Genomic DNA, 16551 nt, shown 5'->3' on the forward strand with positions numbered 1-16551 from the left:
GTCATTCGATCACCGGGGCGATGGCCACCGGTGCATTCTGGCTGATGACGTGGATGCGCTCGGCCCAGTCGGCAAAGCGGTAGGTCATCACGCGAAAGCCGGCATTGGCCTCGCCGTCGAAGGCGGGGCCCAGCTCCGGCACCAACGTCACCTCGCGTTCCGGGTCGCGGATACGCACGGCCGCGTCGCTTTTCGGCACGAAGGCAAAGCGCACTCCCTTGCACTGGCGGCTGGCGTAGCCGGGGTCCGTGTAGCGCATGTATTGCAGGGCCTGGTCGCAGGCCATGCGCAAGTCCTGTCCCTCATAGATGCCGTCCACCCGCGGCACGATCGACAGCCGCGGCTGGAACGTAAACAGGCTGGCATTGCGGTTCAACACCAGCATGGCATTCTCGTCGTAGGCGGCCTTCAGCAGCGGCAGGACGGTGCGGCCGGTAGGGTCCAGCGGCAGGTTCAGCTGCGTCGTGCGGCCCGTCAACGTGAGCCGCACGCCCTCCAGCGACTGGCCGGGGTCTTTCGGCGTCACCTGGTAATGATTCTGCAGGAAATTCTTTGCCTTGCCGTACTTGGCGAATGTCACCATGGCCCGGTAGGCCTCGCGGTAGCTGATCCAGCCGGCCTCCTGCGGCTGTGCGGCGCCGGTGCGCGCCACGGCGCACAAGGTCAACAGCAACAGCAGGGAGCGGATGGGCGCCATGGTCAGCACTGCACACTCGGTTTTCCGAGAGATCGCGTCTCTCCCGTTGTAATGGGCCTGTTTTTCAATCGTTGAGTTATGTAAACAAATCATGCCGGATGCCATCGCAAGGCCATCCGGGAGACGCGGACAGCATCCTGCCGCCGGCGGAAACAGGCATTGCCATCGTATACAGGAGTGATAGCGCAATCCGCCCCAATCTGTCCTGCTTTTGTCATAAATGTGTGACCGTGGTTTTACAGGTCTTGTTTCTTATACAATGGCAACATGAACCGCCTGTTCTTCCGATTCTTCACCCTCGTGATGCTGTCGATCAGCGTGGCGGCATTGATCGTGTACTTCGCCATCAACCGCATGTTCGGCGACCCGCTGGAAAGCATCGCCCGCAACCAGGCGGCGGCGCAGATCTTCCTGCTGGAGCAATATGTCGACCAGGCCCCGGCGGACGGATGGCTCGACCGGCTGAACAAGGTGCGCGAAGTGTCGGATGTGCGCTTCGAGCTGATTCCCCTCAGCACGGCGCGGGCCCAGTTGCCCAGCCGCGAGCGCGAGGCCTTCGACCGGGGCGAGGTGGTTATCGATATCGGCAGCAAGGCGCTGTACCGCCGCGTCGACCTGACGGGCGACAAATATATCGGCAGCAATGAAGAAGCCATCCACGCGCAGAACCTGCCGATCGACATCAAGGTGGCCCTGCAGATGGAGGCGGTGCGCTACATCATCGTGGCGCTGGCGCTGCTGGTACCCATCGGCGTGTGGTCGCGCTCGCACTGGCGCGGCCTGCAGGCCCTGATGAAGGTGGCGGACCGTTTCGGCGCCGGCCAGCTGAAGGTGCGCGCGCAGATGAAGCCGGACGACAGCATCTATCCGCTGGCCGAACGCATCAACCACATGGCGGACCGCATCGAAACCCTGCTGGAATCGCAGCGGGGCCTGTTGAACTCCGTGTCCCACGAAATCCGCACGCCGATTGCCCGCCTCGAATTCGCGCTGGAGCTGCTGCATGACACGGTGGGCGACACGGTGCTGGAAAAGCGCATCGGCAGCATGCAGGGCGACCTGACGGAGCTGAAGTCGCTCGTCAGCGAACTGCTGGGCATGGCGCGCCTGGACAGCGAGCAGCCGCTGCGCTACGAGACCTTCAACGTGACGGACGCGCTGCGCAGTTGCGCCAATACGCTGCCGCCGTCGACGGTGTCGCTGGACGTGTCCGTGCCCGATGGCCTGGGCACCTATTACGGTGACTGCCGCCTGCTGATGCGCGCCACCGGCAACCTGTTGAGGAATGCCCAGAAATATGCCAACGGCCGGGTGGCGCTGTCGGCCGCTCGCAAGGTCGACGGCGTTATCATCGTCGTCGACGACGACGGACCCGGCATTCCGGAAGACGAGCGGGAGCGGGTGTTCGAGCCCTTCTACCGGCTCGACCGCAGCCGCGACCGCAACACGGGCGGCTTCGGCCTGGGCCTGTCGATCGCCAGCAAGGCCGTGTCGCTGCACGGTGGCGCCCTGCGCATCGAGACGTCGCCACTGGGCGGGGCCCGCTTCGTCATCATGCTGCCGCCGGCGTAGGGCCGCTCAGGCCGGCGTGCGCAGCGGCGGCGTCGGCGTCACGTCGCCCCGCGCCACCTTCTCGTATTCGGCGATCACCTGGGCCCCGAACAGCAGCAGGGTGGCGCCGATCTCCAGGCTGAACATGACGACGATGGCCGTTGTCATCGAGCCGTACACGACATTCACCTGCGACAAGGTGGAGAAATACCACACCAGCACGTGCCGGGCGATTTCCCACAGCACGGTGGCCGTGACGCCGCCGATCAGCGCGTGCTGCCACGACAGCCGGCCCACCGGCATCACCATATAGATCGACGACAGCAGCAGCACCTCGCCGGACAGGCCCAGCAGGTACAGCAGGGCGCCGGACAGGCCGTGCAGCGACCATTCGTAGCCGAACAGGCGCACATTCTCCGCGCCGATTACCTGCAGGCTGCCCGCCACCAGGGTGACGACGAGCGCGCCCACGCCCAGGCACAGGATGTAGCAGTAGGGCAGCACGGCGGAAATGGCGTAATGACGCCGCCGCACGGCCACGCGGTGGATGAAGATGACGCACATGGCGTTTTCCAGCACGGTGAATGCGAGCGAGCTGAAAAACAGCATCGTCAGGCCCAGGAACCAGCCGACCAGGTCGCGGTGGTCGAGGAAGTGGGCCACCTCGGCCACGATGGCGCCGGACTGCCCCGGCACCAGCCATTCCAGGTAATGCCCGATGGTTTCCAGCAGTTCCTTCGGATCGATGATGTGCGACAGCGCCACCACCACCAGCATCACCAGCGGCACGATCGACAGCAGCGAATAGTAGGCGACAGCACCTGCCAGCAGCAGGCCCTGGTTGGCCCGGAAGCCGGCCAGGCACTGCAGCGCGAAACGCAATGGATGGCCGAGCACGTAGGCAGTGGCATTGCGGTTGAGTATTGTCATGACGCCAATTCTACCGGGGCGAGCGGGGCGGCGACGTTCGGCTGGTCGGTGGCGCCAAGGCCTTGGCGAAACGAAATATTGACATTGGTGTACGATATTGCGGCCAGGAGCAGCGCCAGACTCGCCCAAGGCACCGCCTCAACCGATTCATGACAAACGCAGCAGGAGACAAGATGAGCACCGAAAGCAGCCAGGAAGACAGCCGCGACACCCAATTGCGCGCCGACGCGCTGGAATATCACCGCAGCCCCGTGCGCGGCAAGATCGAAGTGGTGGCCACCAAGCCGCTGTCGAACCAGCGCGACCTGTCGCTGGCCTATTCCCCCGGCGTGGCCTACGCCTGCGAGGAAATCGCCGCCGACCCGGCCATGGCGGCCGAATACACCTCGCGCGGCAACCTGGTGGCCGTCATCAGCAACGGCACGGCCGTGCTGGGCCTGGGCAATATCGGGCCGCTGGCCTCGAAGCCCGTGATGGAGGGCAAGGGCTGCCTGTTCAAGAAATTCGCCGGCATCGACGTGTTCGACCTGGAGCTGGACGAACTCGATCCGGACAAGCTGGTCGACGCCATCGCCATGCTCGAACCCACCGTGGGCGGCATCAACCTGGAAGACATCAAGGCGCCCGAGTGCTTCTACATCGAGAAGAAGCTGCGCGAGCGGATGAACATCCCCGTCTTCCACGACGACCAGCACGGCACCGCCATCATCTCCAGCGCGGCCCTGCTGAACGCGCTGAAGGTGGTGGGCAAGGAACTGGGCGACGTCAAGCTGGCCGCCTCCGGCGCCGGCGCGGCCGCCATCGCCTGCCTGGACATGATGGTCAGCCTGGGCGTGCGGCGCGAGAACATCTTCGTGGCCGATTCGAAAGGCGTGATCCACGTCGGCCGCGAAGCGAACATGGAAGCGAACAAGGCCCGCTATGCGCAGGACACGAGCGCGCGCACCCTGGCCGACATCGTGCGCGATGCCGACGTGTTCCTGGGCTGCTCCACCGCCGGCGTCTTGAGCGCCGACATGGTGAAAACCATGGCACGCAGCCCCGTGATCCTGGCCCTGGCCAATCCGGAGCCGGAAATCCGCCCGGAAGTGGCCCGCGCCGCACGGCCGGACTGCATCATCGCCACCGGCCGGTCGGACTACCCGAACCAGGTCAACAACGTGCTGTGCTTCCCCTACATCTTCCGCGGTGCGCTCGACTGCGGCGCCACCCGCATCACCGACGAGATGAAGCTGGCCTGCGTGACGGCCATTGCCGAACTGGCCGAAGCGGAAGCGAATGACGCCGTGGCCGCCGCCTATGCGGGGCAGGACCTGACCTTCGGCCCCGACTACATCATTCCCAAGCCGTTCGACCCGCGCCTGATCGCGGCAATCGCCCCGGCCGTCGCCGCCGCCGCCGAAGCCTCCGGCGTGGCCACCCGCCCCATCGAGGACATGGCGGCCTACCGCGACAAGCTGGCCGAGATGATCTACCACACCGGCTTCTTCATGAAACCCGTGTTCGCCCAGGCCAAGGCCAAGCCGGGCCGTGTGGCCTACGCCGAAGGCGCCGACCAGCGCGTGCTGCGCGCGGCCCAGACCGTGGTCGACCAGGGCCTGGCCAAGCCGGTGCTGATCGGCGACGCCAAGGAAGTGGAGCAGGCCATCCGCAAGGCCGGCCTGCGCCTGCGCCGCGACGTCGACTACACGCTGGTGGACGCCGACGGCGACACGACGAAGCAGGGCTGCCGCCTGCTGGCGCGCGGTGACGTCGATGCGCTGATCTGCGGCATGAAGGACGGCTACGACAGCCACCTGGCGCACGTGAAGAACGAGATCGGCATGGCGCCGGGCGTGAACGTGCTGGCGGCGATGAACGCGCTGGTGCTGGACAAGCTGACCCTGTTCATCACGGACACCTACGTCAACGACAGCCCGAACGCCGAGGAACTGGCGGCCATCACGCGCCTGGCGGCGGCCGAGCTGCGCCAGTTCGGCCTGGAACCGAAGGCGGCGCTCTTGTCGCATTCGATCTTCGGCTCGTCCGAGCGACCGTCCGCCCGCAAGATGCGCGACGCGCGCGACCTGCTGGCCGCGAGCGATCCGGAACTGCCGGTGCTGGGCGAACTGCACGGCGACGCCGCGCTGTCCGAGGACATCCGCCGCCTGTACCAGCCCGAAGGCGGCTACAGCGGCAGCGCCAACCTCCTGGTGATGCCGTCGCTGGACGCTGCCAACATCACCTTCAATATCCTGAAGGTGGCGGCAGGCAAGGGCGTCACGGTCGGCCCGATCCTGCTGGGCGCAGCCAAATCGGTGCACATCCTCAGCCCGAGCGCGACGGTGCGCCGCATCGTCAACATGACGGCACTGGCCGTCGCCGGCGTGCGCTAGGAGGAGCGGCCGGCGTCAGCTGACGCCGGCCTCCAGCAACGTCAGGGTCTGCGTCCCCGTATCGAGCCGGGCGCGCAGGCCCATCGGCAGGGTGAACTGGTCGCGGATATGGCCGAAGGAGTAGCCCGTCACGGCGGGAATCCTCAAGGGCCGCAGGTGCTGGTCCGTCGTCTCATCCAGGGTCAGCGCGCTTTCGCCCGGCGCCGGCCCGCAGCCTTCGAACACGCCCAGCATCACGCCGGCCGCCTGGCCGAAGGGCTGGTTCATCTGCAGCTGCATCAGCATGCGGTCGATCCGGTAGGGCTCCTCGTTGACGTCTTCCAGGAACAGGATGCTGTCGCGGATATCGGCCGCGTACGGCGTGCCGGCCAGCGCCGCCACCAGCGACAGGTTCCCGCCCGTCAGCCGCCCTTCGGCCACGCCCGCCACGACGGTACGGCGCGTGAACTGCGGCGCCAGCAGCGCGCGGCGGTCGTTTTCCGCCGACATGGGAATCACATATTCTTCCTGCGGGTCCATCAACAGGTTCATCAGGTGCGTCGTCGCATAGTCCGACGGCGTCGACATGGCCAGCGGACCGTGGAACGTCACGAGGCCGGCGTGGCGCCGCAGCGCCAGGTGCAGGGCCGTGATGTCGGAATAGCCGACGAAGATCTTCGGGTTGGCGCGCACCATCTGGTAATCGATGTGCGGCAGCAGTTGCAGCGCGCCCGAGCCGCCCCGGATGGCCCAGATGGCCTTCACGTCCGGGTCGCGGAACATGGCGTTGAAGTCGATCATGCGCTGGGCCCACAGCCCGGCGTAATTGCCATGCACGGCCGTCAGGTGCGCCCCCAGCCTGACGCGAAAGCCCAGCGCCTCGACGCGGGCGACGGACTTGTCGACCAGGGCCTGGGAGATGACGCCGGCCGGCGCGATCAGGCCGACGGTATTGCCCGGCGCCAGCCGGGGTGGTTTGATCAGCGGGGGATGCGGCATGGTATGCCTACGCGGTTGCGGTGGAGTGTATGACGTGAGTTTCGGTGCCGTCAAATTCGGTGACGCGAGCTTCGGTGACGCGGCCCGCGCCGCCGGCAGGCCGGCGGCGAGTCGGGCAATGACGCCGGCCGCCAGCAGGCGGCCCAGGTTGCGCCGGGTGGTCAATCAGAAGAACTTGTACTTCAGATTGAACGACAGCGCCCGGCCCCGTGGATCGGCCACGCGCGGGTCCCAGCCGGCACCCACCACTTCATCCACGTTGTGCGCCGTGAACGGCGGGTCGGTGTCGAACAGGTTCTGGATGCCCACCGTGATGGTGGTCTTCGGGAAGCCCGTATAGGTCAGCGACACGTCGTGCTTCGTGTAGTGCTTCACGCGCGGGTCGAAGCCGGCCGGCGGCGTGCCCTTGCCGCCGTTGGGCAGCTGGTCGTTGTAGCCCGACGCGTAACGCTGCATCAGCAGGGCACTCCAGTTGCCCTTGCCGACCGTCAGGCTGGCCGTGTGCTTCCAGCGCAGGTAGATGTCGCGCGTGCTGAACTGGCTGACCTGCTCCTTGTACGGCTGGCCTTCGAACTCGGCGAACTTGAAGCTGTCCAGGTAGGTCCCGTCCAGCACGGCCGCGTAGGTGTAGCCATCGACCTTGCCGTCGTAGCGCAGGCCGATGTCGATGCCACGCGTCTTCAGGCCGGCCGCGTTGATCCAGCCCGCTTCCACGTGATCGATGGTGCCGTCTGGGGCGCGCACGATGTACTGCGGCAGGTACTGGTAATTGTTCAGCACCACCTGGGGCGTGCGGTTCAGGATGCGGTCCTTGATATTGATGGCCCACCAGTCCAGCGATACGCTGAAGTTGCGGAAGGGTTCAGCCACGATGCCCAGGGTGCCTTGCTTCGACGTTTCGGGCCGCAGCGACGGATTGCCGCCGGTGTTGTAGTCCAGCCGTTCGATGGCGCAGTAAGCCGGGTTGCCGGGGTTGGCGGCGCAGCCTTGCTGGTCGATGATCCCGTTCGGCAGTTCCTGCGACAGGCGGCCCGCATACAGCTGGTTGAAGCTGGGCGCCAGGAAGCCCTTGCCGGCCGAGCCCCGGAACAGCAGCGTTTGCAGCGGCTGGTAGCGGAAGGCCACCTTCGGATTGGTGGTGGCGCCGATCAGGCTGTAGTTGTCGCGGCGGATCGCCAGCTGCACTTCCAGGTCCTTCAGCACGGGCACCAGGGCCTCGGCATACACGGCGCGCACGTAGCGCGTGGCCTGGTCCAGGTTGGCGTTCCCCGGCGAGAGCAGGATCTTCGTTGCATCGACATCCTGGCCGAAGGAATACGTCTCCTTGCGCAGGTCGAAGCCGGCCGCCATCGACACGGCGCCGGCGGGCAGGTTGAACACTTCCCCTGAAACCGAGCCGTCCAGCTGCGTCATCGTCGTGCGGCCGTGCTGGAACGCGCCCCGGTACTTGGTCGATTCGATCAGGTCCATGGCCTGCTGGGTCTGGGCCTGGCCCGGCGCCGCCCACGGGTTGACGATGCCGCTGGCCAGGGCCGCGTAGATCTTGTCCGTGTAGCCGTAGCCGTCCACCAGGTCCGTCTGCGTCGTGCTGATGGAGCGCGACAGGCCTACCTTGTAGTCGTACTTGCCGGCCAGCGTGCCTTCGGCCGCCAGCAGGCCCCGGTAGCTCTCGGCCTCGTTGTACTGGGTGCGATTGCCCCATGGCGTGGTGCGCCATTTGTAGATGATCGGCTTGCTGCGGTCGTAGCTGGGGATATAGGCCGACAGGTCCTGGTAGTACGGCCCGTTGACAGGATAGGCATTGCCGTTGGCCAGGCTGGTCGAAATCTGCAGCGGCGTCAGTTCGGCCGTCGCCTCCGTGCGCGATCCGAGGAACTCGGCGAACACGCGGTGGTTGTCGTCGATCTTGAAGGTGCCGCGCGAAACGGCCGTGGTGCGCTCGACGGGGAAGCCGATCACGTAGTCGCCGCCGTAGTCGTAGGCGCAGGAATAGCGGGTGCGCGTGGGCGACGTGACGTCCTTCCACAGGTCGGTCTGGTATTGCGACATGCCGGGCACGCTGTCGCACTTGCCCTGGAGGCTCAGCAGGCCGGCCTGCAGGTAGGTGGTGGCGTCGCCCGGCATCTTGAAGCCCGTGCCCAGGGCCGTGCCGGCGCCGGTCAGGATGTTCGCGTAGGGCGTGCCGGTGGTGTCCGGCGACAGGCCCCGTTCGGGCTGGAAGCCGTTGGCGAAGCGGCGCTGGCGCGATTCGAGCTTGTCGTTGACGTCGTGCGTCACGCTGGCCATCACGTTCCAGCCGTCCGCCTGCAGGTCGCCCAGGCCGCCCAGCAGCGAGTAGCTGCGCTCCATGCCGCCGCCCGCCTCGGTGGCGTTCAGGGTGGTGGATGCTTCCAGGCCCTTGTAGTCGGTGCGCAGGATGAAGTTGACGACGCCGCCGATGGCATCGGTGCCGTAGATGGCGGAGGCACCGTCCTTGAGGATCTCGACGCGGGCGACGGCGCCCAGCGGGATCGCGTTCAGGTCGACGGCCTTGCCGCTGCCGCCGTGGTTGCCCAGCCGGCGGCCGTTCAGCAGCACCAGGGTGGCGTTCGGGCCCAGGCCGCGCAGCGACGCGAACGAGGCGCCGCCGGAGACGCGGTCGGCGTCGGCGCCGAAGACGTTGTTCCCCGACGTCATATTGTCGGCACCCGTGCCGTTGGCGGAGATCAGCCGCATCAGCTGCGCCGTGTCCGTGATGCCGGCCTTGCGGATCGTGTCGAAGGTAATGGTCTGCACGGGCAGCGCGCCTTCCTTGGCGATGCGCTTGATGCTGCTGCCGGTGATTTCGACACGCTGCATCTGCGGTGCCGGTGCTTCCTGCGCGATGGCGGGACCGGCAACGCCGATCAGCGCAAGCAGCTGCGCCAGTTTGTTCAGTTTCACGGTTCTCTCCCAAAAGTTGGGGACTCCACCGTGGCGGGAGTCCCAATAATGCGCCGATGATGCGGTTGCCGGCGGCGGCGTCATTGCGCTGCCCGTTGTCGGTATCTGGTCCGGCGGTCCAGGGTAGCGTGGCGCGTTTGGCGCCACCTAATGAAAATTGCTGACGCTGCCATAACCTGATGGAATGCATTCATGCCAATTGTCAGGGCGTCATTTTAGCGGCGCGCTCGCGGGCAGGCAGGTCGATATCCAGATATCGCCAGTTTGTGAATTCGACCGGATGGCGCTTGTAGTTTTTTAGCCACGGTTGCCGGATATCGGCGGAGATCGGGTGCGTCAGCAGCACCCACGGGTTGTAGGCGTGGATCAGCTGCGCCAGTTCGCGGTACAGGGCCTGCCGCTCAGGTCCATCGGCCAGCTGGCGCGCCTTTTCGTAGCGCTCGTTGTACGCCGGCAGGTTGAAGCGCGCGTAGTTGGCGCGGCCCGCATTGGGGCCGTACAACAGCTGGTAGAAGTTGTCGCCATCGGGGAAGTCGGCCACCCAGTTCGTCTCGAACATCATCACCTTGCCCAGGCGCGAAGCCTTGATGATTTCCGTCTTCTTGTCCGTGATGAAATGCACGCGCAGGCCCAGGGCCGTCAGGTTCTTGCGCCACAGCTCATCGCGCAGGCGCCCCACCATCGACGGTTCGCTGTGCATGCGCAGGGTGAGCGGCCGCCCGTCGGGCAGGGTGCGGTAGCCGTCCGCACCCTTGCGGTAGCCGTGGCGATCCAGCAGCTTGCGGGCCAGCGCCGGGTCGTAGGCGATGGGGCTGCGATAGGCCGGGTCGTAGCCCAGCACATTCGGCGGCAGCGGCGACTGGGCCGGCAACGCCAGGCCTTTCTTCAGCAGCGCCACGTCTTCATCGCTGTTGTAGCCCAGCGCGATGGCGCGGCGCAGCGCCACCTTGGCCGGCGAGTAGCCGCCGATGACGGGGTCCTCCATGTTCATCCACATGTAGTAGGTCTGCAGCACGGGGAAGGGTTCCAGCACCATGCCGCGCCGCGCCAGTTCCGACTTGAGCACGGGCGCGCTCGATGCCGGGTCCAGCACCAGGTCGCGCATCGATTCCGGCACCTGCTCGATGTAGTCGAATTCGCCATTCAGGTATCCCAGCACGCGCGACTGGTATTCCTCCATGATCTTCACGTCGACCCGGTCCACCAGCGGCAGGCGCTTGCCGCCCAGCGTTGCGTGGTAATCCGGGTTGGCCAGCAAGGTGATACGGTCGCTGTGCTTCCATGTGCCCATCATGAACGGCCCGCTGCCGATGGGGTGGTTGCCCAGCTGGCTGCCGTAGCGCTCGGCCGCCTCGCGCGCCACGACCCCGGTGGCGGGCAACGCCAGGTAGAACAGCAGGCTGGGATCCGGCGTGTTCAGGCGCATTTGCAGGGTGTACCTGTCGAGGGCGCGCAGGCCGGGAATGGCAGTGGCGTAGCTGAAGCGCTCGCGCCAGGCGGCGTCGCCCAGCAGCTTGCCTTCGAACAGGAACAGCCAGGGCGACTTCAGGGCCGGGTCGTACAGCCGCTGCAGGCTGTAGACGTAATCCTGGGCCGTCACTTCGCGGCGCGCGCCGCCGAAGGCCGGATCGGGCGCGAAGTGCATGCCGGGCTTCAGGCGGAAGGTCCACGTCGTGCCGGCGGCGTCCACCGTGGGCATGGTCACCAGCGTGTTGGCCTGCAGCCTGACGGGCCGCGCCAGGTAATCGTAGCGCAGCATCGGGTCGAACAGGTTCTCCAGCAGCGACAGGCTGGCCAGGTCGGAGGCGACGGCAGGGTCCAGGCCCGTTTCGCCGGTGGACAGCAGGGCGTGCAGCACCTTGGGCGGCTTGCCGGCAGCGGTGGGCGCCGTGGCAGCGCCAGTGGCAAAAGCGGCCGTGCAGGCACACAGCAGCGCGGCGGCGAATTGGCGGAATGTCTTCATGGCGATCGTCCAGGCGTAAGGCGCCAGCATAATGCAGCGGCACCATTCCATAAGCTTTTTGCATACCCGGCCCGCATTCTTTCATCGCGCGCGCCGGGGCGTCCTCTATACTTTGCCTGGATTATTGCTTACTACTGACGCTTCCATGTCCCTGAATTACATCTGGTCCGGCTTCTTCCTGGTGGGCTTCGCGGCCGCCTTTGCCCAATGGCTCTTCCTGGGCGATACGGAAATCTTCAAGAAAGTCATCGACGGCACCTTCGACGCCGCGCGCATGGGCGTGATGGACATCGCCCTGCCGCTGGCAGGCGTGATGACGCTGTGGCTGGGCATCATGAACATCGGCGAAAAGGCCGGCGCCATCGGCTGGCTGGCCAAGGTCATCGCGCCCTTCTTCTCGCGCATCTTCCCCGGCGTGCCGAAGGACCACCCGGCCACGGGCCATATGGTGATGAACTTCTCGGCCAACCTGCTGGGCCTGGACAATGCCGCCACCCCATTCGGTCTGAAGGCGATGGAGAGCCTGCAAACCCTGAACCCGAACAAGGACGAAGCGAGCAACGCCCAGATCATGTTCCTCGTGCTGCACACGTCCGGGCTGACCCTGATTCCGCTGGCGATCATGGCGCAGCGCGCGATCCTGGGCGCAGCCGACCCGTCCGACATCTTCATTCCCTGCATGATCGCGACCTATGTCGCCACGCTGGCCGGCATCATCGCCGTGTCGATCCGCCAGCGCATCAACCTGTTCGACCGGGTCGTGCTGGCCTGGCTGGGCGGCATGACGGCGGCCATCGTCGCGCTGATCTGGTACTTCACGCAGTTCCTGTCGAAGGGCGAGATCGAAACCGTGTCGAAGGTGGTCAGCAACCTGATCCTGATGAGCGTTATCGCCGTCTTCCTGATCGGTGCGCTGCGCAAGGGCGTGAACGTCTACGAAGCCTTCATCGAAGGGGCCAAGGGCGGCATCCAGACGTCGCTGACGGTGATTCCCTACCTGGTCGGCATGCTGGTGGCCATCAGCGTGTTCCGTAACGCGGGCGTGTTCGGCTTCATCGTCGGCGGCTTCGAATGGGTGTTCTCCAGCCTGGGCCTGCGCACCGACTTCGTGCCGGCCCTGCCGACGGCGCTGATGAAGCCCCTGTCCGGCAGCGGCTCGAAGGCGATGATGATCGACGCCATGACGACCTATGGACCCGACTCCTTCGTCGGCCGCCTGGCCTGCATCTTCCAGGGCTCGGCCGACACGACCTTCTATATCGTCGCCCTGTATTTCGGCTCGGTGGGCATCCGCAAGACGCGCTATGCGATCTCCTGCGGCCTGATCGCCGACCTGGCCGGCGTCATCACGGCGATCTTCGTCGCTTACCTGTTCTTCGGTTAAGGAGCTGCCATGACCCTGCGCCGTTCCGTACTTGCGCTGCTGCTGGCATGCGCGTATTCCTTCACCCATGCCGCACTGCCCGAACCGGTGGCGAAACTGGCCGCCGCCGGCGGCATTCCCGAGGAAGCCATCGGCGCCGTCGTGCTGCGCGGCGACACCATCCTCGTGTCGAACGAAGCGGACAAGGCGATGAATCCCGGCTCGACCATCAAGCTGGTGACGACCTTGGTCGGCCTGGAAGAATTGGGCCCGATCTTCCGCGGCCGCACCGAGATGCGCAGCAGCGGCACCATCGCCAACGGCGTGCTGCACGGCGATCTGATCCTGCGCGGCGGCGCCGACATCGACTTCACGGCCGATGCGCTGACCCATATGCTGGAACGGCTGCGCACCCTGGGCATCTACAAGATCGCCGGCGACCTGGTGCTGGACCGGCAGCTGTTCCACCCGGCCCGGCCTGATGCCAACCAGCCGCCCTTCGACGAGGCGCCCGAGGCGTACTACAACGTCATCCCCGATGCGCTGCTGCTGAACATGAACATGCTGCAGGTGGAAATGGTGTCGGATGCACGTGGCATGACGGTCTCGATGCTGCCGGAACTGGACCGGGTCGACGTCAAGTCGAGCATGACGCTGGTCGACGGCGACTGCGCCAAGTGGGAGCAAGGCTGGCAGCCGCCGACCGTCGTGAAGCACGGTACGCGCCTGACGGTGCAGTTGCACGGCACTTTCCCGCGCAACTGCCGCAAGGGCTACAACATCAACGTGCTGGATCGGGACGACTATGCCGACCGCCTGGTGCGCGCCACGTGGCAGCGCCTGGGCGGTACGATCACCGGCGCCACCCGCACCTTCGACCTGGCCGCCCACACGTCGCGCCTGGCCGCTGCGGCCGTTGCGCAAGGTGCGTTGGCCAGCGAGGGCACTGCGACGGCCGTGCCGGCCGCGGGCGCCGATGCGGACGGCACGACGCTGCTGGCCGAACACGTGTCGCGCGCGCTGCCGGAACTGGTGCGCGATACGCTGAAAAGTTCGGACAACACCTTTGCCCGCATGCTGTTCCTCAGCCTGGGCAGCCTGCAGGCCGACCCGCTGCTGGGCAGCCGTCCGCTACCGGCCGCTGAGCGCCTGGCGATGCTCATGGCGGCCCATGGCGGCACCGGCGCGCCCGCCACGACGGCGGCGAGGGCCGAGCAGGTGATCCGCAACTGGTTCAAGGAGCAAAAGCTCGACACGGACGGCATGGTGTTCGAAAACGGCTCCGGCCTGTCGCGCAAGGAACGCGCCCGCCCCGTCCAGCTGGCGGCCGTGCTGCGCGCCGGCCAGACCTCGCCGTGGCTGCCGGAGTTCCAGGCCAGCCTGCCCATCGTCGGCCTGGACGGCACCATGCGCCGCCGCCTGAAGGACAGCCCCGCCGCCTCGCGCGCCCGCATCAAGACGGGCACGCTGAGCGGCGTGGTGGCCGTTGCCGGCTACGTGCCGGACGCAGACGGCAAAGAGTGCATCGTCGTCGCCATCGTCAACCACGAAAAGGCCGGCAACGGCATCGGGCGCGGCATCGTCGATGCGCTGATCGACTGGACGGCGAAAAGCAGTGCGGGCAGTGCGATGTAGTTTGCGCGGCGGTCCCGCCGCACTCGATGACAAAACCGTCATTCACCCGGCCCACGCCCCATGCAACAATCCAGGTCTCATCGAACGGACCAGGATCATCATGTACAAGACCACCACGCTGCTGCTGGCGGCATTGACGGCGCTGCCGGCAGCGGCGCAACTGCGGCAAACCTCCGAACTGACTTTGCAGGCCGCCAACCGGCTGGCCGGCAGTGCCATCGACGCGTGCGCCCGCCAGGGCCGCAGCATCGTCGTCTCGATCGTGGACCGTGGCGGCAACCTGGTGGCGCTGCAGCGCGCCGACGGGGTCGGGCCGCACAATACGGAAGCGAGCCGCCGCAAGGCCTACACGGCCCTGTCGACCCGCACCGCGACCCTGGAGCTGGCGCGCGGGGCGCAAGCCAATCCGGATGCGCGCAACCTGGCGAATTTGCCGGAGCTCTTGCTGCTGGGTGGCGGGGTGCCGCTGCTGGCGGGCGGGCAGCCTGTCGGTGCCATCGGCGTGGCCGGTGGCGGCGGCGCCGTCAACGATCACGCCTGTGCGCTTGCCGCCATCGCGGCCGTGCCGGAACTGGATCAGGCCAAGCCATGACGGGCGGAAGGCGCGTTACAGCACGCGTGTGAACGTCGCGCGCACGACGGCGCGGTCGCCGCAATCGAAGTGCCACCACTCGCTGTTGATGCCGACAAACCCGGCCTGGAACATGGCGTCGCGCAGCAGCTGGCGGTTGGCGACCTGGCCCGGTGTCAGTGCGCCCCGCGCCAGCAGCTCGGCCTCCAGCGCCGGGTGGGATCGTTCGCTCATGTCGTCGAAACCCGTGCCCATGTCCAGTTCGCGCCCGGCGCCGTCGACGATCGTCACGTCCACCGCCATGCCATACGAGTGGATCGAGCCCCGCACGGGGTCGGCCAGGTACATGCGCAGTTCGGTGCCGGCCAGCGCGTCCCACAGCTGCTCCTGCACGCGGTGCGGGCGCAGCGCGTCGAGGATCAACAGCGTGTGATCGGGCCGGCGCGCAGCCAGCCAGGCGACAGTGCGTTCGATGGCCGCTGCCGCCTCGCGGTGCAGCCAGGCGCAATCCAGCGGCGAGTACAGATCGCGGCCGACGAAGTTGTCGCCGCTGGCATAGCGCAGGTCGACGCGGATGCCGGCGATCGTCGACAGGTGGCGGAAGTGGGGACTGTCCGGCACCTGCTCGGTGGCGATGGTGGGCGTCAAACCGCTCATGGCGCTCTCATTCGTCCAGGCAGGCGCGCGCGGCGGTACCGACGGCATCGGCCAGCAGGCGCGCCCCATGCGACAGCGGCGCGTGGCCGGCCGTCAGCAGGTAGAGCTGGATGGGGATCGACGGCGCCAGCGGCCGGCGCTGTACCCGTTCGAGCAAGGCCGACGCCGCCGTGAACGGATCGACGACGGCCATGCCGGCACCGGCTTCCACCAGCGAGCGGGCGATCTGGTAGGTCTGCACCACCGTGCGAAAGACGGGATGTACGTCCTGCGCTTCGCACGCGGCCACTACCAGTTCGCCCAGCGGGTCGTTGTCGGCATAGCCGATCAATTCGCCCTGCAGGCCGGCGGCCGACAGCGGCGCGGCCAGCTCGTCGGCGCGCCACGTGCCGGTCGGTGCAATCACCGTCATCACGCCTTGGGCCAGCGGCTCGGCGACGATACCGGGATGGCGCGGGTCCTGCAGCGACAGCGCCAGGTCGGCTTCGCCCAGGCGCAGCATGTTGACGATTTCGCTGGTGTGGTGCGTGGCCAGCTCGCAGCGCGTGACGGGAAAGTCGCGGCGCCAGCGCGTCATGGCCGGCGGCAGCACGCTGACGGCAACGGTGGGCGTGGCGACCAGCCGGATCGTCTCCACCGTGCGGCTTTTCAGGCTGGCGGCCAGGCGGCGGATGCCCTGCAAATCGCGGTGGAGCTTTTCCGTTTCGATGAACAGCCGGTGCGCTTCCGGTTTCGGATACAGTTTGCCGCGCACTCTCTCGAACAGGGGCATGCCCAGCTGCAGCTCGCAATGCTGCAGCACCTTCGTTACGGCCGGCTGCGAGATATGCAGCACCTGCGCGGCCCCGCTGATGGTACCGACCTGCATGATCGCGTGGAACACTTCGATATGGCGCAGGCGCATGGCGG

General features: G+C 66.7%; 12 protein-coding genes. 5 read left to right on the plus strand and 7 right to left on the minus strand.

Going from position 1 to position 16551, the window contains the following annotated elements; all coding sequences use genetic code 11:
* Window position 1: 1 nt before the first annotated feature.
* A complete protein-coding gene (locus GM672_RS00665; RefSeq protein WP_229417487.1) occupies window positions 2-697 on the minus strand; it encodes a hypothetical protein in 696 nt (231 codons plus the stop codon).
* A gap of 267 nt (window positions 698-964) precedes the next feature.
* Here GM672_RS00665 and GM672_RS00670 point away from each other — a divergent pair, with 267 nt between their 5' ends.
* Window positions 965-2269, plus strand: a complete 1305-nt coding sequence (locus GM672_RS00670) for an ATP-binding protein (RefSeq protein ID WP_155468591.1) — start codon at window positions 965-967, stop codon at window positions 2267-2269.
* Window positions 2270-2275: 6 nt separating this feature from the next.
* On the opposite strand, the gene GM672_RS00675 is transcribed toward GM672_RS00670, so the two are convergent.
* Window positions 2276-3178, minus strand: coding sequence for a YihY/virulence factor BrkB family protein (locus tag GM672_RS00675; RefSeq protein WP_155468592.1), 903 nt, complete (start codon window positions 3176-3178; stop codon window positions 2276-2278).
* Window positions 3179-3351: 173 nt separating this feature from the next.
* Here GM672_RS00675 and GM672_RS00680 point away from each other — a divergent pair, with 173 nt between their 5' ends.
* Window positions 3352-5553, plus strand: coding sequence for an NADP-dependent malic enzyme (locus tag GM672_RS00680; RefSeq protein WP_155468593.1), 2202 nt, complete (start codon window positions 3352-3354; stop codon window positions 5551-5553).
* Window positions 5554-5568: 15 nt separating this feature from the next.
* Here GM672_RS00680 and GM672_RS00685 read toward each other — a convergent pair whose 3' ends face one another.
* From GM672_RS00685 to GM672_RS00695, 3 genes are all read right to left on the minus strand, one after another.
* Window positions 5569-6531 carry a S66 peptidase family protein gene (locus GM672_RS00685; protein WP_155468594.1) on the minus strand — a complete coding sequence of 321 codons (963 nt, stop codon included), beginning with the start codon at window positions 6529-6531 and terminating at the stop codon, window positions 5569-5571.
* A gap of 165 nt (window positions 6532-6696) precedes the next feature.
* On the minus strand, window positions 6697-9453 hold the full coding sequence (locus GM672_RS00690; protein ID WP_229427696.1) for a TonB-dependent receptor domain-containing protein: 2757 nt from the start codon (window positions 9451-9453) through the stop codon (window positions 6697-6699).
* 202 nt (window positions 9454-9655) lie between these two features.
* Window positions 9656-11416 carry an ABC transporter substrate-binding protein gene (locus GM672_RS00695; protein ID WP_155468596.1) on the minus strand — a complete coding sequence of 587 codons (1761 nt, stop codon included), beginning with the start codon at window positions 11414-11416 and terminating at the stop codon, window positions 9656-9658.
* A 145-nt stretch (window positions 11417-11561) separates the two neighbouring features.
* Between GM672_RS00695 and GM672_RS00700 the strand changes: the two genes are divergently transcribed.
* The 3 genes from GM672_RS00700 to GM672_RS00710 all read left to right on the plus strand — a co-directional run bounded on the left by GM672_RS00700 (window position 11562) and on the right by GM672_RS00710 (window position 15006).
* Complete coding sequence (locus GM672_RS00700) at window positions 11562-12800, plus strand: spore maturation protein (protein ID WP_155468597.1); 1239 nt, start codon at window positions 11562-11564, stop codon at window positions 12798-12800.
* A 9-nt stretch (window positions 12801-12809) separates the two neighbouring features.
* A complete protein-coding gene (locus GM672_RS00705; protein WP_155468598.1) occupies window positions 12810-14414 on the plus strand; it encodes a D-alanyl-D-alanine carboxypeptidase/D-alanyl-D-alanine-endopeptidase in 1605 nt (534 codons plus the stop codon).
* Window positions 14415-14514: 100 nt separating this feature from the next.
* Entirely contained in the window at window positions 14515-15006 is a 492-nt protein-coding gene (locus GM672_RS00710; RefSeq protein WP_155468599.1) for a GlcG/HbpS family heme-binding protein, read from the plus strand.
* 15 nt (window positions 15007-15021) lie between these two features.
* On the opposite strand, the gene GM672_RS00715 is transcribed toward GM672_RS00710, so the two are convergent.
* Complete coding sequence (locus GM672_RS00715) at window positions 15022-15642, minus strand: M15 family metallopeptidase (RefSeq protein WP_229417488.1); 621 nt, start codon at window positions 15640-15642, stop codon at window positions 15022-15024.
* Between the two features lie 7 nt (window positions 15643-15649).
* Window positions 15650-16546, minus strand: a complete 897-nt coding sequence (locus GM672_RS00720) for a LysR family transcriptional regulator (RefSeq protein WP_155468600.1) — start codon at window positions 16544-16546, stop codon at window positions 15650-15652.
* Window positions 16547-16551 lie beyond the last annotated feature (5 nt).

This window comes from Pseudoduganella buxea, assembly GCF_009720835.1.
Taxonomy (GTDB): Bacteria; Pseudomonadota; Gammaproteobacteria; order Burkholderiales; family Burkholderiaceae_D; genus Rugamonas; species Rugamonas buxea.